The sequence below is a fragment of the Arcobacter sp. LA11 genome, assembly GCF_001895145.1.
Taxonomy (GTDB): Bacteria; Campylobacterota; Campylobacteria; order Campylobacterales; family Arcobacteraceae; genus Halarcobacter.
In genome coordinates, this window is sequence record NZ_BDIR01000020.1 from 14,818 (window position 1) to 30,382 (window position 15,565).

General features: G+C 26.5%; 20 protein-coding genes and 1 pseudogene. 9 read left to right on the plus strand and 12 right to left on the minus strand.

The features are described 5' to 3' along the window. Positions 1 to 10: 10 nt before the first annotated feature. From BT997_RS15785 to BT997_RS14335, 3 genes and pseudogenes are all read right to left on the minus strand, one after another. Complete coding sequence (locus tag BT997_RS15785; RefSeq protein ID WP_375537756.1) at positions 11 to 352, minus strand: CZB domain-containing protein; 342 nt, start codon at positions 350 to 352, stop codon at positions 11 to 13. 141 nt (positions 353 to 493) lie between these two features. After that, positions 494 to 1,519, minus strand: a pseudogene (locus BT997_RS14330) (methyl-accepting chemotaxis protein); the annotation flags it as partial. Continuing rightward, a complete protein-coding gene (locus tag BT997_RS14335) occupies positions 1,516 to 3,432 on the minus strand; it encodes a cache domain-containing protein (RefSeq protein WP_072682625.1) in 1,917 nt (638 codons plus the stop codon). The pseudogene BT997_RS14330 and the gene BT997_RS14335, both read right to left, overlap by 4 nt. A 152-nt stretch (positions 3,433 to 3,584) precedes the next feature. Between BT997_RS14335 and BT997_RS14340 the strand changes: the two genes are divergently transcribed. Together BT997_RS14340 and BT997_RS14345 are read left to right on the plus strand one after the other, a co-directional pair. Beyond that, complete coding sequence (locus BT997_RS14340) at positions 3,585 to 3,836, plus strand: helix-turn-helix transcriptional regulator (protein WP_072682626.1); 252 nt, start codon at positions 3,585 to 3,587, stop codon at positions 3,834 to 3,836. Between the two features lie 94 nt (positions 3,837 to 3,930). After that, entirely contained in the window at positions 3,931 to 4,314 is a 384-nt protein-coding gene (locus BT997_RS14345) for a hypothetical protein (RefSeq protein ID WP_258239497.1), read from the plus strand. A gap of 38 nt (positions 4,315 to 4,352) precedes the next feature. Here the strand turns inward: BT997_RS14345 and BT997_RS14350 are convergent, their stop codons facing one another. The 6 genes from BT997_RS14350 to BT997_RS14375 all read right to left on the minus strand — a co-directional run bounded on the left by BT997_RS14350 (position 4,353) and on the right by BT997_RS14375 (position 8,945). Then, the gene (locus tag BT997_RS14350) at positions 4,353 to 4,868 is read right to left on the minus strand and encodes a hypothetical protein (RefSeq protein ID WP_072682628.1); all 516 of its coding nucleotides are present in this window, start codon (positions 4,866 to 4,868) and stop codon (positions 4,353 to 4,355) included. A gap of 154 nt (positions 4,869 to 5,022) precedes the next feature. After that, the gene (locus BT997_RS14355) at positions 5,023 to 5,682 is read right to left on the minus strand and encodes an HAD family hydrolase (protein ID WP_072682629.1); all 660 of its coding nucleotides are present in this window, start codon (positions 5,680 to 5,682) and stop codon (positions 5,023 to 5,025) included. Positions 5,683 to 5,692: 10 nt separating this feature from the next. After that, positions 5,693 to 6,871: an MFS transporter gene (locus tag BT997_RS14360; RefSeq protein ID WP_072682630.1), complete on the minus strand. Its 1,179-nt coding sequence runs from the start codon at positions 6,869 to 6,871 to the stop codon at positions 5,693 to 5,695. A gap of 2 nt (positions 6,872 to 6,873) precedes the next feature. Further along, on the minus strand, positions 6,874 to 7,485 hold the full coding sequence (locus tag BT997_RS14365; RefSeq protein WP_072682631.1) for a TPM domain-containing protein: 612 nt from the start codon (positions 7,483 to 7,485) through the stop codon (positions 6,874 to 6,876). Beyond that, positions 7,485 to 8,351, minus strand: a complete 867-nt coding sequence (locus tag BT997_RS14370) for a YgcG family protein (protein ID WP_072682632.1) — start codon at positions 8,349 to 8,351, stop codon at positions 7,485 to 7,487. Before BT997_RS14370 ends, BT997_RS14365 begins: the two co-directional genes overlap by 1 nt. Before the next feature lie 3 nt (positions 8,352 to 8,354). Further along, the gene (locus tag BT997_RS14375; protein ID WP_072682633.1) at positions 8,355 to 8,945 is read right to left on the minus strand and encodes a LemA family protein; all 591 of its coding nucleotides are present in this window, start codon (positions 8,943 to 8,945) and stop codon (positions 8,355 to 8,357) included. Positions 8,946 to 9,057: 112 nt separating this feature from the next. Here BT997_RS14375 and ung point away from each other — a divergent pair, with 112 nt between their 5' ends. Together ung and BT997_RS14385 are read left to right on the plus strand one after the other, a co-directional pair. Beyond that, on the plus strand, positions 9,058 to 9,708 hold the full coding sequence (gene ung / locus BT997_RS14380) for a uracil-DNA glycosylase (protein ID WP_072682634.1): 651 nt from the start codon (positions 9,058 to 9,060) through the stop codon (positions 9,706 to 9,708). Between the two features lie 8 nt (positions 9,709 to 9,716). After that, entirely contained in the window at positions 9,717 to 10,118 is a 402-nt protein-coding gene (locus BT997_RS14385; RefSeq protein WP_072682635.1) for a DUF695 domain-containing protein, read from the plus strand. Positions 10,119 to 10,126: 8 nt separating this feature from the next. Here the strand turns inward: BT997_RS14385 and BT997_RS14390 are convergent, their stop codons facing one another. Together BT997_RS14390 and BT997_RS14395 are read right to left on the minus strand one after the other, a co-directional pair. After that, positions 10,127 to 10,648, minus strand: coding sequence for a hypothetical protein (locus BT997_RS14390; RefSeq protein WP_072682636.1), 522 nt, complete (start codon positions 10,646 to 10,648; stop codon positions 10,127 to 10,129). A gap of 20 nt (positions 10,649 to 10,668) precedes the next feature. Then, on the minus strand, positions 10,669 to 11,073 hold the full coding sequence (locus tag BT997_RS14395) for a hypothetical protein (protein WP_072682637.1): 405 nt from the start codon (positions 11,071 to 11,073) through the stop codon (positions 10,669 to 10,671). 153 nt (positions 11,074 to 11,226) lie between these two features. Here BT997_RS14395 and BT997_RS15735 point away from each other — a divergent pair, with 153 nt between their 5' ends. The 5 genes from BT997_RS15735 to BT997_RS14420 all read left to right on the plus strand — a co-directional run bounded on the left by BT997_RS15735 (position 11,227) and on the right by BT997_RS14420 (position 14,871). After that, entirely contained in the window at positions 11,227 to 11,706 is a 480-nt protein-coding gene (locus BT997_RS15735) for a helix-hairpin-helix domain-containing protein (protein ID WP_072682638.1), read from the plus strand. 94 nt (positions 11,707 to 11,800) lie between these two features. Continuing rightward, positions 11,801 to 12,217, plus strand: a complete 417-nt coding sequence (locus BT997_RS14405) for a YchJ family protein (RefSeq protein WP_072682639.1) — start codon at positions 11,801 to 11,803, stop codon at positions 12,215 to 12,217. After that, positions 12,210 to 12,884 carry a small multi-drug export protein gene (locus BT997_RS14410; RefSeq protein ID WP_072682640.1) on the plus strand — a complete coding sequence of 225 codons (675 nt, stop codon included), beginning with the start codon at positions 12,210 to 12,212 and terminating at the stop codon, positions 12,882 to 12,884. The genes BT997_RS14405 and BT997_RS14410 overlap by 8 nt, the downstream gene beginning before the upstream one ends. 8 nt (positions 12,885 to 12,892) lie before the next feature. Next, entirely contained in the window at positions 12,893 to 13,630 is a 738-nt protein-coding gene (locus BT997_RS14415) for a YaaA family protein (RefSeq protein WP_072682641.1), read from the plus strand. After that, on the plus strand, positions 13,630 to 14,871 hold the full coding sequence (locus BT997_RS14420) for a response regulator (RefSeq protein ID WP_072682642.1): 1,242 nt from the start codon (positions 13,630 to 13,632) through the stop codon (positions 14,869 to 14,871). Before BT997_RS14415 ends, BT997_RS14420 begins: the two co-directional genes overlap by 1 nt. Here the strand turns inward: BT997_RS14420 and BT997_RS14425 are convergent. Next, positions 14,857 to 15,565: MFS transporter (locus tag BT997_RS14425; protein WP_174247255.1), on the minus strand; the 709-nt coding region annotated here is incomplete at its 5' end. The two genes, BT997_RS14420 and BT997_RS14425, sit on opposite strands and share 15 nt — an antisense overlap.

Here is a 15,565-nt window from a genome sequence, read left to right on the forward strand (position 1 = left end):
CTTATTTTTTCTATGAGTTTTCTCTTTTTGTTTTTTGGATTGTCCAAAATACTTCAGATATAGCTTTATCAATATTAAGCGAGGTACTTAACATTTGTGATACTTCTCCATTTGCATTGTAGTTAATGATATTTTGAACACCATTATGTACGTTAAAGTGAACTTCTTTAAGATGTTTCCAGTTTTCAGTTTTTGTAAATTTTTGATTATTTGTTTCTTGTTCAATTATCCATTTTCCAAGATTACATTCTTTTTCTGATTTTACTTGCCATATGGTTTTAGAATCTAATTCTTTATAGTTTGTATCTTTAAAATTAATATGGTCGAGTTTTAATTTGTTTAAAGTAAACATTAAATCTATATCAGAAACTTGCTCTTTAGCATCTTTTAAATAAGTAGTTTTATTTACAATATTAACTAATTTCTTAGATAAATCTTCTATATCTTTACTTTGTGAACTTATTTGAGAAGCCGCAGCGGCATTTTGTTGGGTTGTTTGATCCAATTCATTTACTGAATCATTTATCTGTTCTATTACTACTTTTTGTTCTTTTGTTGCCATTGATACTTCATCTATGATTTCTAATTGATTAGAAATGTTTTTATTTAAAGTGCTATATCCTTTTAACATATCTTCTGCAATTTCTTTTCCTTCTAAAGCTTTTTGTTTGGCATTATTTACGATAGTAGTAATCTCTTTTGCCGCATCAGAACTTCGTGATGCTAGATTTCTTACTTCTTGTGCAACCACAGCAAAGCCTTTTCCCGCTTCACCTGCTGTTGCAGCTTCAACTGCTGCGTTTAATGATAATATATTTGTTTGGAAAGCAATTTGGTCTATGATTGCTGTTGCTTCTTCTATTAAAGAAACTTCAGTGTTAATATTGTCCATAGAGGTATAAGTATTATTTGCTAATTCTTCACCTTTTTTTACTGAACTATTTACTTCTTCTGAAAGTTTAGCCATTTTATAAGTGTTTTCACTAGTATTAATAACTGTACTTGTAACTTGTTCTAGTGCTGCGGCTGTCTCTTCTAAACTCGCAGCTTGTTGATTTGAAGCAGAGGCAAGTGAGTTTGAAGCAAGTGATAAATCAATCATCTCTTGATGAAGTTTATCTGATGTCATATCAAGTATAGCTAGTAGTTCAGAAATACTACTTCCTAGGGCTCTTATTCCAAGAATTATTGAACCCATTTTTCCACTCAAAGAATCTGTTTCTACTGCATGTTCAAAATTTGCATTTCCATATTCTATTAGAGTACTAATACCTCTATCTGCTAATTTAGCATTTGATTTAAGTGCTTGATTTAAATTTTCTTTGATTTGATTAAGTTTTTTATTTTCAGAATCATTTTTCACATAGATTCCATAAAAGCCTTTTTCAAATTTTTGTAATACTTCATTTATTTCATCAAATAAAATATTTTCAGTATTATTTTTGTTTTCTAACTCTTCAATTCTTTTTTCTAGCCTTAATATCTCTTCATCTTTTTTTTTGTTAAAAAACATATTCATTCTCCAATAGTATTAATTTCAATTATAAATTTTGCACCTCTTGAGGGTTGATTATTATAAGTATAATTTTCATTTTTTACTTTTATTTTTCCATTTAGTAATTTTTGTACTATTTCCATACTCATATACAATCCAATTCCAGTACCTTGGGATTGGTGTTTAGTTGTAAAATAAGGTTCGAAAACTCTATCCATTATCTCTTCATTTATTCCCTCTGCATTGTCTTTTATTTCAATAAATAGAAAATCATCTTTTTTATAACAATCAATAAAAATCAGTTTTTCATCTGTTTCTTTTTCTACTAAAGCATCTCTAGAGTTATTTAGAATATTGATTAATACTTGTATAAGTTCATTTTCAAAAGAGACTATTCTAATATCTTGGATATTTTTTATTATCTTAATATTTTTAGAAGAGAATTGAATATCAATAAGTTTAAAAGTTCTTTCAAAAATATCATGGGTAGAACAAGATTTTGGATTATTCACTTTTGGATTAAAAAAAGTTCTAAAATCTTCAATTGTTTGTGAAAGGTAATGAACAGAATTGTTAATTGTATCAAGCATAGAGAATAATTCTTTATCTGGTAGAGTACTTAACTCTTTTTGCATTTTAATTCCAGTTGAGGCTGTTAATATAACTGAAAGAGGTTGTCTCCATTGATGAGCAATATTTCCAATCATTTCTCCCATAGCTGCCATTTTACTTTGTTGATAAAGAAGTTTTTGTTTTTTTTCATTCTCTTTTTTCAATAGTTGTTGCTTTTCAAAATCTATTTTGACTTTTTTTCTATAGTTAAGAAATATTTTTTTCAGTATATTTGATATATAGATTGAAATGGATAATAGAATGATAAAAATAGCAATACTCCAATAAAATACCATTTTTCTATATTCAGAATATTGTTTTTCTAATATCACTTTTCTTTTATCAACAGTTTTATTTGCATTATCTAAATTAAATTCAGAAGCAATAATCCAATTGTACTTTTGATTTTTTTTAAGATACATGATTTTTTTAATATTTTTTGTTTTATATGCTCTTTTATATTCTATAAATATAGAATTATCTTTTGAATCTTTAAATTTATTAAATATAGGAATAATTTTATTAAAATTATTATTCGAATAAATATTTCCCCCAATTAGAGATTTATCATTATTGGCTAATATTTCTCCTTTTGTGTTAAATATAAAAAGATTAGTATTGTTTTTATAGTTAGAATATTTAAGATATGACAAAATTTCATTTTTTATTTCAGTATTAAAGTTATCTAAGTATTTTCCTGTACCAATAATCCAATTATAAGGCTCAAATTTTTTTACAAAAGCAAATTTCTTAAATTTTTTGGATGGTAAGTCAGGCTTAAAAAAATAATATTCAATAAATTTCTGATTATTATCTTTTAATTTTTTAATAATACTTTTTATATCTTTATCATAAAGAAGATTTCTATTTTCATTTTCTGGATTTATTGGATGAAGAACATTAGTTCCATCAAGATTAAAGATATAAAAATAGCCTTTTCCTTCATCAAATCTAATATCTCTTAATGTATTTTTTATTTGTTGAATAATATTAGCTTTACTTTTATATAAATAGTTTTTATTATAAATGCTATTTATCATTATATATGCATTGTCAATCTTAGTTTGGAGGCTTTTCTTGAGGTTTATAAGAGATGAATTGATTTTCTCATCAATATAAATATCTAAAGATTCAACACTTATTCTTATCTCATTTTTTTCTTCATCAATATAATTTTGTATTATATTTGTTTTAGTCATTAGAAATTCATTTTTATAGTATGTTGTTAAATAATAAGTTGTAATGATTGTTAAAAGGAAAATAAAAATTGAAGGCGTGTATCTTATTATTTGTAAAATAATATTTTCATTCTCTTTTAAATTCAAAGTTAAACCTTAAAATAATTTTTTAAAAGTATTAAGAATAAATTCATATAAATAGTGCAAAATATATAATTATTCACGATTATCCCATAGGATAATGATAAATGAATAATAACATTATATATTTAAAATATAATTTAACCTATAGGATAAATATGAATTTCACTTTCCCCAACATATCGGATGAGGAAATAAAAGAGTTTTATGACAATGTTTCAAAAAAAGTTAAAAAGTGTAGAAAAGATAAAAATATTACTCAGCTTGATTTATCTTTAGAAATAGGAATCAAATCTGTTGCATTTTATTCTAACTGTGAAAATAGAAAATATAATAAGCATTTTAATCTTGAACACTTATATAAGATATCTAAAGCCTTAAATAAAGATATTTCAGAATTTATTACTTAAAAATTAACTAGAATACTATAGAAATTTAAGTTATAATACTATGGAAAATTAAGTTAGTAATAAAATTTAAGAATTTATTATGAGAGGGATAATATTGGATAATACAAATTTAACAAAAGAACCAGAAACAAAGTTTGAAAAAAAGCTTATTCAAGATCAATATAACGTAAATGTTGCTTTTTACGTTCATTTAAATGAGTTTAATAATAATGTACGTAGTGAATTAGAGAAAAGAATAGAAGAAGTATTTTTCTTTTCAAAAGGTGTTGAATGGAAATTTGACAGTTTTGGTATTGAAAAAGCAGGTTCAAGAGGAAAAGATGTTTTAGGATATTTTATTTTTAGAACAGCAAATTTAACAGAACTAAAGAAACTATTTATTGAAAACTTTAAAGATTATGAAAATGCAAAGAAAATAACTTGCTCAGTAGCAGAATATCAAAAAATTAATGAGACTTTTTTTGAATTAGAAGTTTAGATATATTTAGATTTAAAAGTTAGAGTTTCCTCTAACTTTTATTTGCTTTTCATTTCTTTAGCTTCTCTTGCATCTCTGTGTTTACAAGATACCATCATCTTTTTACAAGATTCTTGAGTCATACCACAACCACATTTTTTAGCATCTTTTTTAACTTCTGCTGTACCACAAGAACAAGCTTTCCCAGCAGCTTTGCATTTACACTCTTTACCTTTTTTACAATCACACTTAGATTTCATATTCATTTTCTTCATGTCGCCACCACATTTACCTGCGCCACAAGAACCTGACATTTTTTTCTTAGCATCTTTTTTCATATCGCTACCACATTTACCAGCACCACATGAACCTTCTTTTTTCTTGTCCATTTTGCAACTTGGCATTTTGCAGTTTTCTTTTTTCATTCCACATTTACAATTTTCTTTTTTCATTTCCATTTTGCAATTAGGCATGTCACATTTTTCTTTATGTTCACCCTTCATTCCACAATTTGCACTTAATGCTGTAAGTGATAAGAAACTTGCTACTAAAAACGATAAAAATAATCTACTCATATTCTTCTCCTGAAATATTTTTTATAAGTATATCAAGTAAAAATTAATATAAAGATATGGCAAAATAGGGCTACGCAGGATTTTTATAAGTATTGATTATAATTATTTATAAGTTATAGAAATAGTTAAAGTAGAATTTTTAGAAGAAGAGTTTTTAATTCTTTTCTTCTAAAAGTTTTAATATATCAAGTGGTGTCTCTACAATAAAATCTGCACCATTTTCAAGTAATTCCTCTACTCCTCGAAATCCCCATTTTACTCCTACTGCTATCATTCCTGCATTTTTAGCTGTTTGCATATCTACATCACTATCTCCAATAAAATAGATATTTTCACTTGGAAGGTTAAATGATTTTGCAATATTTATTGCACCGATAGGATTAGGTTTTTTTGGAATTTCTTCTTTTTGTCCATGTGGTTCACTTATATTGTAAAAACTAAAAAATTGTTCTATATATTTAAGAGTAAATTTATGAGGCTTATTTGAAAGTACTCCTAGTTTATAATTTTTATTTTTTAGTATTTCTAAAAGTTCATATACTCCATCATATGGTTTTGTGTTACCTTGTAAATTTTGGTCATAAACAATTTTAAACTGTTCTAATACTTCTTGGCGCAACTCTTTTGAGCTATTAGTTGGAGTACAGTTTTTTATTAAAATATCAGCTCCTCCTCCTACAAAAGTCTTATAATCTTCAATACTATGAGTTGGTAAATTAAACTCTTTTAAGACTTTATTTGCACATAGTGCAATATCAGTTAAAGAATCAATAAGTGTTCCATCTAAATCAAATATAAGTGCTTTTTCTTTCATTTTTATATTCCTAAGGTATTTGTTTTATTGTTTGTTTTGAAAAGACAAATGATATTATAACTGCAATAAGTGTCAATACAGAAGTAATCATAAAGACATAAGAGAAATCATTTGTAATATCATATATATATCCAGCAGTAACTGGTCCAATTGCTTGACATGAAGCAAAAAGTAGAGTTACTAAAGAGAGTACTTGGGCAGTTCTTTTTACATCAAAATGTAAAGAAGTTAATAGTGCAACTAAAGAAGGGATACTCCAAACAGAGATTCCAAAGATAATTGCAGAGAACCAAATTGCATATGCGTTGATATCTATTGCTAATATAAAATGAGAAATAGTTTGTAAAATATAAACAAAAATTAGAGTTTTATATGGACCTACTTTATCTGCAACTATTCCAAATATAAAACCAGAGAAGATACTACAAAAACCAACTACTGTCCAAAAATCACCAGACAGTGAAGTACTTACATTGTATTTATCAATTACAGCACTAACAAAATATGTAACATAAATAGAATAAGAAATTCCAAATATCATATAAATAATACCAATTTTCCAAAAAGAGGGTATCTTGAAGTATTTATTAGCTTTTACTTTTGTATCTGGCATTTCATGACTAGCATGTTTTTTGATACCTGGTTGGGAGAAAAATGCAATAAGTATTAATATAAAAGCAAATATTGTCCATGAAGTTTTCCATGGCATATAAGCTATAGTTTTTTCAATAATAGGTACAAGTTGTCCGGAGATTATGATAGCTAAACCACTTCCACTTACAATTATTCCTAAAGCTTTTCCTCTCACTTCTTTTGGAATCACATTTGCCATGTATGCCATTATAGACATATTTACAATAGCAGAGAAAAAACCACTAAGAGTGTAGAAAAATGATATAAGAAGATAATCATTAAAAAAAATCATAGCTAACATACTTAATCCTTGTAGGATAATTGTTAGAAAAATCAATTTGTGCGTAGTATATTTACTATATAAAAAATTAGCAAAAAATATTCCTATTATATAACCAATAAAATTTGCAGTTCCTATAAATCCAATTTGTGTTGTGGTGATATTTAATGTTTCTTGCATATTTGGTAAAACCATGCCAAATGCAAATCTACCAAATCCCAAGCAAGCAAGAATTACTAGAAAAGAAGCAATTATTGATTTAATATATGGTCTCAAGTTTATAATTCCACTACATCATTTGGTAGTTCATTTTCATCATTTTCTTTTATAGGAAAATTTTTGATTAAAATTGAGTTACAACTTTTTATTGCTTTTAGATAACCAGAAGATAAATCATTATTTTTAACATCTTTTATAAATTCATCAACTATAACTTGCCAGTAATTATCTTCTATTTTCTCTTTTATTTTACTATCTGTTATTATCTCAACAAATTTTTCATCATATGAAACAAAAAACATGATAGCCTGTTTTGTTTTTGTTGTTTGTAGTCCTAAATTTACAAACTGTTTGTTTGCATATTCTGAAGCCTTTGTATATTTGTATGATTTAGGAAGTAGTGCTAAGAGAATTTTATTGAATTTTTCAAAAATCAGATAAAAAGATAAAAAAGAGATTACTTGTATTTGAAATAGTTTTATTGCACTAGTTTCAAATAAAAGAGTAACTAATGAAATAATTGTACTTAAAAGAAGTGCAAAAGCAATTGTTTCAAATTTATATGAAGACGACTGTTTTGTAATTACTGCTACAAGTTCAGCTGAACTTTCTTTCTCTAGATTCTCTATCTCTTTAGAGATTTGTTGTTTTTCATTATCATTTAAATGCATTACCATCCTCCGCTAGCTCCACCACCGCCGAAGCCACCGCCTCCGCCACCAAAACCTCCAGAAGAACTGCTTCCAAAACCACCACCAATTCCACCATCATATGAGGGATGTGTTTTAGAGTAAGATTTATATGAAACTTTTTTAGTAGTTAAAAATATTATAATAGAGGTAATTGTAAAAACTATTGCAGAAATTAATAAGCTATTGGAAAACCCAATTGCAAATGCTCCTGCAAAACCACCTAGCATACTAGAGTGGAATACTTTTGGAACAGTATTGTTTTTATGTTTTTTTACTGCTCCACCAATGATTCCTGATAAAAAAATTATTGCAAAATATACAAAGAACCAGTTTTCAGAACTAGAGCTTAATACTCCATAATCACTAGGTTTATATTCACCTTTAATAGCTTTTATAATAGCTTTTGTTGCTTTGTTAATTCCATTATAAAAGTCACTTTGTCTAAAGTTGGGTTTGAGTATGTATTCTATTATTTCATGTGCTGTTTTATCTGGAAGTGCACCTTCTAATCCATATCCAACTTCTATTCTAATTTTTTTTTCATTCATTGAAATGATAAGTAAAACACCATTGTTTTTGTCTTTTTGTCCAATCCCCCAATGTCGTCCTAATTGGTATCCATAGTCTGCTATATCATATCCGTCAAGAGAATCTAAAGTTACTATTACTACTTGGTTTGAAGTTTCATTCTCATGTTTTTCTAATATAGTAGTTAAATTGTTTTCTTCATTTACTGATAATATTTGTGCGTTATCAACTACTCTTCCAGTTAATTCTGGAAAAGTAGGTACTGCAAAAAGTGCTATTGCAAAAAATGTTAAAAGAAGCAAAAAAGCTTTTTTCATACTTTAAAATTTTACCTTTGGAGCTTCTTGTTCTTGTGGACTTGCTGTAAAAGTCTGTCTAATTTGGGCATCTGGATACATAATAGCTGCCACTATTTTCCCTGGATATGTTCTTAATTCAAGATTATAGAGTTTTACAGATTGAATATAATCACGTCTAGCAACAGTGATTCTATTTTCTGTTCCTTCAAGTTGAGTTTGAAGTGCAAGAAAGTTTTTATTTGCTTTTAAATCTGGATATCTTTCTACTACTAACATTAATTTGGATAATGCAGAACTTAAAGCTCCTTGAGCTTGTTGGAATTGTTGAAATAATTGAGGGTTTGATAACATCTCTGGTGTTAAAGATATTTTACCTACATTTGCTCTAGCTTGTGTAACTTCTGTAAAAGTACTTTTTTCATGCTCTGCATAACCTTTTACTGTAGATACTAAATTTGGAATTAGATCTGCTCTTCTTTTATATTGATTTTGAACTTGTGACCAAGTTGCTTTAACATCTTCATCTAATTTTGGAACATTATTAATATTTGCTATTATTAATAATACAAGACCAATAATAATTACTCCAAGACCTATTAAAAAAGCTTTCATTTTTTAACCTTTTAGTTTAAAATTATGGGTATAGTATTGAAATATTGATTAATAAATAATGAATTTTAGTATTAGTGTGCAATAATTAAGTTTTAATTTTTAGGGGTGAAATATGAAAACTTGGGAAGACATAATTAATAAAGAGAAAAGTGAAGACTATTATCAAGGTTTGAAAAAAGAGATAGATATCAAATATAAAACATCAAAAGTTTTTCCTCAAAAAGAAAAGATTTTTAATGCTTTTGCAAAAACACCTATTGATAATTTAAAAGTAGTTATATTAGGACAAGATCCTTATCATGGAGAAGGGCAAGCACAAGGTTTATCCTTTTCTACCCCAAGTAATATAAAAAATCCTCCTTCTATGCAAAATATTTTAAAAGAGATAAATGAAGATTTAAAAAGACCTTCTTCTTGTTTAGATGGTGATTTAACTCCTTGGGCTAAAGAAGGGGTTTTATTGTTAAATACAATTCTTACTGTTGAAGAATCTAAGCCAAAATCTCATCATAACTTAGGATGGGAGATATTTACTGATAATATAATCAAATATATTTCTCAAAATTGTGAAGATGTAGTTTTTTTACTTTGGGGAGCACCTGCGATAAAAAAAACAAAATTAATAGATGCAACAAGACATCATATTCTCACTGCTCCTCATCCAAGTCCTTTGTCTTCGTATAGAGGTTTTTTTGGATGTAAGCATTTTAGTAAAACAAACGAAATTTTAGACTTAATTGATAAAAAACCAATTAATTGGTAAGGAATAAAATGAACGAAAAATGGTTATTAAAAGATACTGGTAATTTAAACCAAATGTTAAGAATAAGAGCAGATAAAACTCTTACTAATGTATGTGAAAAGTTCAAAGACTTAGTAATTGTAAAACATCAATATCATATAGCTGATGATATTATGTTTCCTGATCCTTCATGTCTAGCATTTTTTACTGCATTTGAAGAAAATCACTTACAAAGTTTAGAAGAAGAGGAAAGTTTAGTTTTATATGCAGTAGATATTTTTGAAGGTAAATTAAATTTGTACATATACTGTAATGATGCCCAAAAATGTGTTTATAATTCTATATCTTTTTTAAAATCAAATAGTTTATATAAATGTGAGTTTGAAATCATATTAAATGATTATGGAAAAAGACTAGAAGAAATTATCTAGTCTTTTTGTTAAATTTCTTGCCAGATATAAATTTTATAGTACCAATATCTGTGCCCTTTTGAAGGAAGTTTTTTCACATCAGAAAATACTATTTCAATAGATTTATTTAATTCTTCGTTTAAATGTTTACCCTTAGATATATATTGAGAGTAACCATTTCTTAGCTTTGTGTATAGCTGATTTTCTATCTCTTTAAACTCTAAATAAGTCATGTTTTGAATTTTATTCTTTTCATAGTTTTCCAGTGTTTGTAAAAAATGGTATAAAGCAAGATATGCTTTTGATTTATCTGAGTTTTTGCTATGAAAAAAAGCTTTACTAAAAACTTCTACTTCTCTTTTCATATCCATTCCCATCTCAATACTTTGAGAGATGATGAACTCATCTTCTTTATTCAATATATTTTTCTCTTCTTTTGTTTCAATAATCAATTCTTTTTCAAGTGATTGCTCATTGTTTTCATTTTGTATTTCTTCTGGATTTTTGTTATCTTCTGTTTTCGAAAGTTTAGACATTATTCCTTCAAACATTTAATACCCTTTCTTAAAAATTAATCTAAGTCTCTAGCTAATTGATCTAATAAAGTTGCGAAGTTTCTTGTATGAATTTTACTTACATGTAAAAAGATATAAGCTACAACAACAACATTTAAATGAATTAGTGCCTCTTCAAATGGAAGAAAAGCTAATAATATACCAGCAATTAAAATAAAAACAGGATAAGTTAGTTTTAGCCTTTGCTCTTCTCTTACAAAAGCTATTTTATAATCCCTAAAGTTTGTTTTGATAAAGTTTTTATCTTCACTAGTTAATTTCTTTGCTTCTTTTAACTCATCTAATCCTTTTAGAACATCCATTTTCTTTTTGTATTGATAATACTTTACAAATAGTGCAACAAGTATTATTATTGACAAAAAGTTTGAAAGTAGTTCTAATGGAATTCTTGTCTCTTCCATATTTTCCCTTTTTTATAAATATGAAAGATTTTAATATAATTGACATTACATTTATATAATACATTTCACTTTTATTACATCTTTTTCAATAAAATAAATTAGATTTTATCTTATTTAGATATAATTAAAAAAATTATTATAAGGAGTGTGAAGATGAAAAAAATTTTAGCTATTTTAGCTTTGAGTGTTTCATTTATGTTTGCAGCTATGAATTTAAATACTGCATCAAAAGAAGAGTTAATGACTATTAAGGGGATAGGACCAGTAAAAGCTGATCAAATTATCAAATATCGAAAGTCAAGTAAAATTAAAAGTGCTGATGATTTACAGACAATCAAAGGTTTTGGTCCAGGTATAATTTCTAATATAAAAGGTGGAAAAACTGTTTCAAAAGCTAAATTGAATCAGAAAAAGAAAAATTCTAAAATAGAAGATAAAAGAAAAGAAAAAATTAAAAAAGCAAAAGAATCTGGAAAATCAGAAAAAGAGATAAAAGCTAAAAAAAAGAAAATAAATGAAAAAGCAAAAGCAAAAAAGAAAAAGGTAGCTAAAAAGACAAAAGCTAAAAAAGAAGAAAAAAAAGCAAAGAAAAAGAGTAAAAAAGCTTCTAAAAAAGAAGAAACTACTAAATAATTAATAAAAGTACTTAGTAAGTTTTTTACTAGGTACTTTTTTCTTGGTTGATATTTTGATACAATATCATTAAAAAATCTCAACAGGTTTAGCCATGAAAATTTCAGTAAATGCAATGTGCCCATGTGGGAGTTTAAAGAAGTTTAAAAAATGTTGTAAAATTTTTCATAATGGTTCAAATGCTAAAACGGCGCTTGAATTAATGAAATCACGGTATAGCGCCTTTGCTGCTGGTGATTTTAAGTATATTATGAAAACAACTCACAAAGACAATCCTGATTATAGTGAAGATAAAGCATTATGGAAAGAATCAATACTTACCTTTTCAAAAGACAGTGATTTTAAAGAACTTAAGATAATAGATTTTATTGAGGATGAAACTGAATCTTATGTAACTTTTAATGCAACAATTTTCCATGGAGCACATAATAATTCATTTTGTGAGAAAAGTAAATTTATTAAAGTAGATGGAGTTTGGCTATATCATAGCGGTGAAATTATTGATGCCTAAACTACTCCAGAAATTATATAAAGGAGAAGAAGGAAATATATTAATTCTTTCTCTTTGTATAACTTTCTCCTTACTTGTTTTTATTATTATAAGCTACCAAGTAGATGTTGCTTTTGCAAATAGAATTACAGGAATAGTTTTTACAAATTTACTTGTAGGCAGAGTCCCTGCTCTTTCTTTTGGATATGCTGCTGATTTATCACATTTTGTGGTTATTTTTACAAATATTACAACAGAGATGATTTTAGTAACTGCAATTTACCCTCTTTTTATTTTTAGTTTTAAAGGTGTGTTAAAAATAAAAGTTTTAGAAGAATTTTTTACAGAAGTTCAAATGAAAAAAAATGAACATCAAGAGAAGTTTGATAAATATGGGAGATTTGGACTTTTTGTATTTGTATTTATTCCTTTTTGGATGACAGGGCCAATAGTAGGTTCAATTATTGGTTTTTTAATTGGAATGAAGCATTATGTTGTTATATTTATAGTTTTTATTGCAACGATAATTTCAATAACTTTATGGGGTCTTTTTTTACAAGAAATTATTGATTTCTTATTGATTTTTGATACTCAGATTGTTTGGGTTTTACTATTGTTTGTTGTAAGTGTCTTACTTTTTTTAAGATTTAGAAAAAAAATATTTGGAAATAGAAATGAAAAGGAATAAAGAATAGAATGAAAATACTTTTAGCCCCAGCAGAGACTAAAAATAGTGGAGGGAATCAAGCCTCTTTTTGTAAGGAAAACTTTTTATTTCCAGAGCTTTTTGAGAAAAGAGAAGAAATTTTAAATAAATATGAAGAACTACTATTTTTATTATCAGTAGAAGAATTATCAAAATGGTTTGGTCTAAAAAAATTAGATGAAGTTGAAAGATATAAAGAAAGTTTACTAAATAAACCAAGTATGAAGGCGATTAATAGATACGATGGAGTTGCTTTTGATGCTCTTGATTATAATAGTTTGAATAAAGAATCACAAGATTTTATTGATGAAAATGTTTTATTATTCTCAAATCTTTTTGGACCTTTAAAAGCAAGTGATTTAATCCCTGACTACAAATACAAGCAAGGAGCTAAACTTCCTGATACTAATGTAGAAAAATTTTATATGGATAATTTTACAAAAATCTTAGATGACTTTGTAGGAGAGGAAGTAATAGATTTAAGAGCTGGGTTTTATGAAAAGTTTTATAAAGTTAAAAATGCGCAAGTTTTAACTTTTAAATTTGTAAAAGATGGAAAAGTAGTTTCACATTGGGCAAAATTTTATAGGGGAAAAGTTTTGCAGGAGATTGCCAAGAATAGAATAAATTCACATAGTGAATTCATGGCTATGCAAATTCCTGGACTAAAATTAAATGAAATTCAAGAGAAGAAAAATATTAGACTATTAATAATGGATATTGTGTAATGAATAAGGATTTTTTAAAAACTTTAACAATCTTATATGTTGAAGATGATGACAAAATAAGAACAAACCTTGAAAAGGTTTTTACTAAAGCTTTTAAAAAAGTATATTTTGCAGAAGATGGATTTGATGCATTACAACAGTATAAAGATATTAAAGAAACAGGAAATATCGATGCTATAATCTCTGATATAAATATGCCAAAAATGACAGGTATTGAATTACTTGAAAAAATTAGAGAAGAAGATAAAGAGTTGCCTTTTTTGATAACAACTGCTTTTGGTGATTCTGAATATTTATTAAAAGCAATTAATCATGAAGCTTCATATTATGCAATCAAACCAATTAATATTATGGAACTGATATTAAAAATAGAAGCTCTATGTGAGGCAAGAAGTCAAAATTTAGTCGTAATGGAACAGAAGAAAAACCTTGAAGAGTTTTTAACTATCATTAATCAAGTTGCAATTATTTCAAAAACAGATGCCAAAGGTACTATTGTTTATGCAAATGAAAACTTTTGTGAAATTTCAGGATATTCACAAAATGAATTAATTGGCAATTCTCATAGTATTGTAAGACATCCAGATGTCCCAGCAAGTATATTTAAAGAACTTTGGCAGACAATCAAACTTGGTGAAGTCTGGAAAGGTAAGCTAAAAAATAGAGCAAAAGATAAAACAGAATACTATGTAAACTCTACGATACTTCCTTTATATGATGATTATGGAAAAAAGATTGTTGAATATATTGGAATTAGATTTCTTACAACTCAAGAAGATACAGAAAGAAGAGAGTTTAAAAGAAAAGTTATAAATAATGTAAAACAGACGAAAGAATACAAGATTGAAGTAAATAAAAAAATTCAAAATTTAGAAACTCAGTTAAAAAAGTATCAAGGTGTTTATTTAATTGATGATGCTTTACAAAAAGAAAAAAAGAAATCAGCTGAGCTACAAGCCCAAGTAAACTTTTATGAAGAAGATATTGCTTTAATAAAAGATAAGTATGAAGATATGTTATTTAAAGTAAATGAAGAGGCTGCAGAAAATAGATATGATATTAAAGTTTTAAAAAATGACAATGAAAATTTATCTCAAAAAGTAAATAAGTTAGACTATGAAAAAAATAAAAAAAATAAAGAAATAAAAAGATTAAATGATCAAAATCTTGAACAATCATTATTGATAAAAGAATTAAGAGATGTGATTAAACATAGAGAAGAACAGTTAGGCCTTATTTAAATAAAGTTTTTTATTAAAAAGAAAGACTAATGAGAATAGGGCAAAAATAGAAGAGTATAAAAATAGATTTTCTCCATATACCCATCCTGCAATTAAAGCTCCTAAGAAGCCCCCTAAACCATAAGCAACTCCATACATGAATTGCTGAGCAAGTTTTTTATTTTCGTATAATGTATAAAGAAAAATGATTACTGCACTATGATAAAGTCCAAATGAAAAGGCATGAATACTTTGAGTAAAGAATGTTAGTGTTAAATTATCTGGGAACAAATATAATAAAAACCATCTAAAAATAGTAATAGCTACAGAGAATTTGATTATATTTAATAGGTTTCTTTTTAAAAGTGGTGCTTGAAAATATAAAAGAATTATTTCACAGATTACACCAAAAGACCATAAGTAAGATGTCATCTCTAGACTTACTCCATTGTCTGTTTCATAAATAGTAAAGAAGTTATAGAACCCTCCAAAGCTTAATTGCATGAAAAATAGGCTAACCCAGAAAGGCCAATACTTAAAGAAAGAGAAAGGTTCTTTTGAAACTGTTTCATCATGATTTACATCATCATAACTTAGAAGTAAAAGTGCGAATATTACTGTTAATATATTTACTGCTAAATAGTAGTGTAAAGCTATATATGGATTAGTTAGAAACTGTCCTAATACAAGAGAAATTAGAGTAAAACCTATTGAT

Excerpts from the sequence above, each read along its gene's own strand:
- BT997_RS15785 (WP_375537756.1), bottom strand. The coding sequence starts at position 352 with ATGTTTACTTTAAACAAATTAAAACTCGACCATATTAATTTTAAAGAT.
- BT997_RS14340 (WP_072682626.1), top strand. The coding sequence starts at position 3,585 with ATGAATTTCACTTTCCCCAACATATCGGATGAGGAAATAAAAGAGTTT.
- BT997_RS14350 (WP_072682628.1), bottom strand. The coding sequence starts at position 4,868 with ATGAGTAGATTATTTTTATCGTTTTTAGTAGCAAGTTTCTTATCACTT.
- BT997_RS14355 (WP_072682629.1), bottom strand. The coding sequence starts at position 5,682 with ATGAAAGAAAAAGCACTTATATTTGATTTAGATGGAACACTTATTGAT.
- BT997_RS14365 (WP_072682631.1), bottom strand. The coding sequence starts at position 7,485 with ATGCATTTAAATGATAATGAAAAACAACAAATCTCTAAAGAGATAGAG.
- BT997_RS14370 (WP_072682632.1), bottom strand. The coding sequence starts at position 8,351 with ATGAAAAAAGCTTTTTTGCTTCTTTTAACATTTTTTGCAATAGCACTT.
- BT997_RS14375 (WP_072682633.1), bottom strand. The coding sequence starts at position 8,945 with ATGAAAGCTTTTTTAATAGGTCTTGGAGTAATTATTATTGGTCTTGTA.
- ung (WP_072682634.1), top strand. The coding sequence starts at position 9,058 with ATGAAAACTTGGGAAGACATAATTAATAAAGAGAAAAGTGAAGACTAT.
- BT997_RS14385 (WP_072682635.1), top strand. The coding sequence starts at position 9,717 with ATGAACGAAAAATGGTTATTAAAAGATACTGGTAATTTAAACCAAATG.
- BT997_RS14390 (WP_072682636.1), bottom strand. The coding sequence starts at position 10,648 with ATGTTTGAAGGAATAATGTCTAAACTTTCGAAAACAGAAGATAACAAA.
- BT997_RS14395 (WP_072682637.1), bottom strand. The coding sequence starts at position 11,073 with ATGGAAGAGACAAGAATTCCATTAGAACTACTTTCAAACTTTTTGTCA.
- BT997_RS15735 (WP_072682638.1), top strand. The coding sequence starts at position 11,227 with ATGAAAAAAATTTTAGCTATTTTAGCTTTGAGTGTTTCATTTATGTTT.
- BT997_RS14405 (WP_072682639.1), top strand. The coding sequence starts at position 11,801 with ATGAAAATTTCAGTAAATGCAATGTGCCCATGTGGGAGTTTAAAGAAG.
- BT997_RS14410 (WP_072682640.1), top strand. The coding sequence starts at position 12,210 with ATGCCTAAACTACTCCAGAAATTATATAAAGGAGAAGAAGGAAATATA.
- BT997_RS14415 (WP_072682641.1), top strand. The coding sequence starts at position 12,893 with ATGAAAATACTTTTAGCCCCAGCAGAGACTAAAAATAGTGGAGGGAAT.
- BT997_RS14420 (WP_072682642.1), top strand. The coding sequence starts at position 13,630 with ATGAATAAGGATTTTTTAAAAACTTTAACAATCTTATATGTTGAAGAT.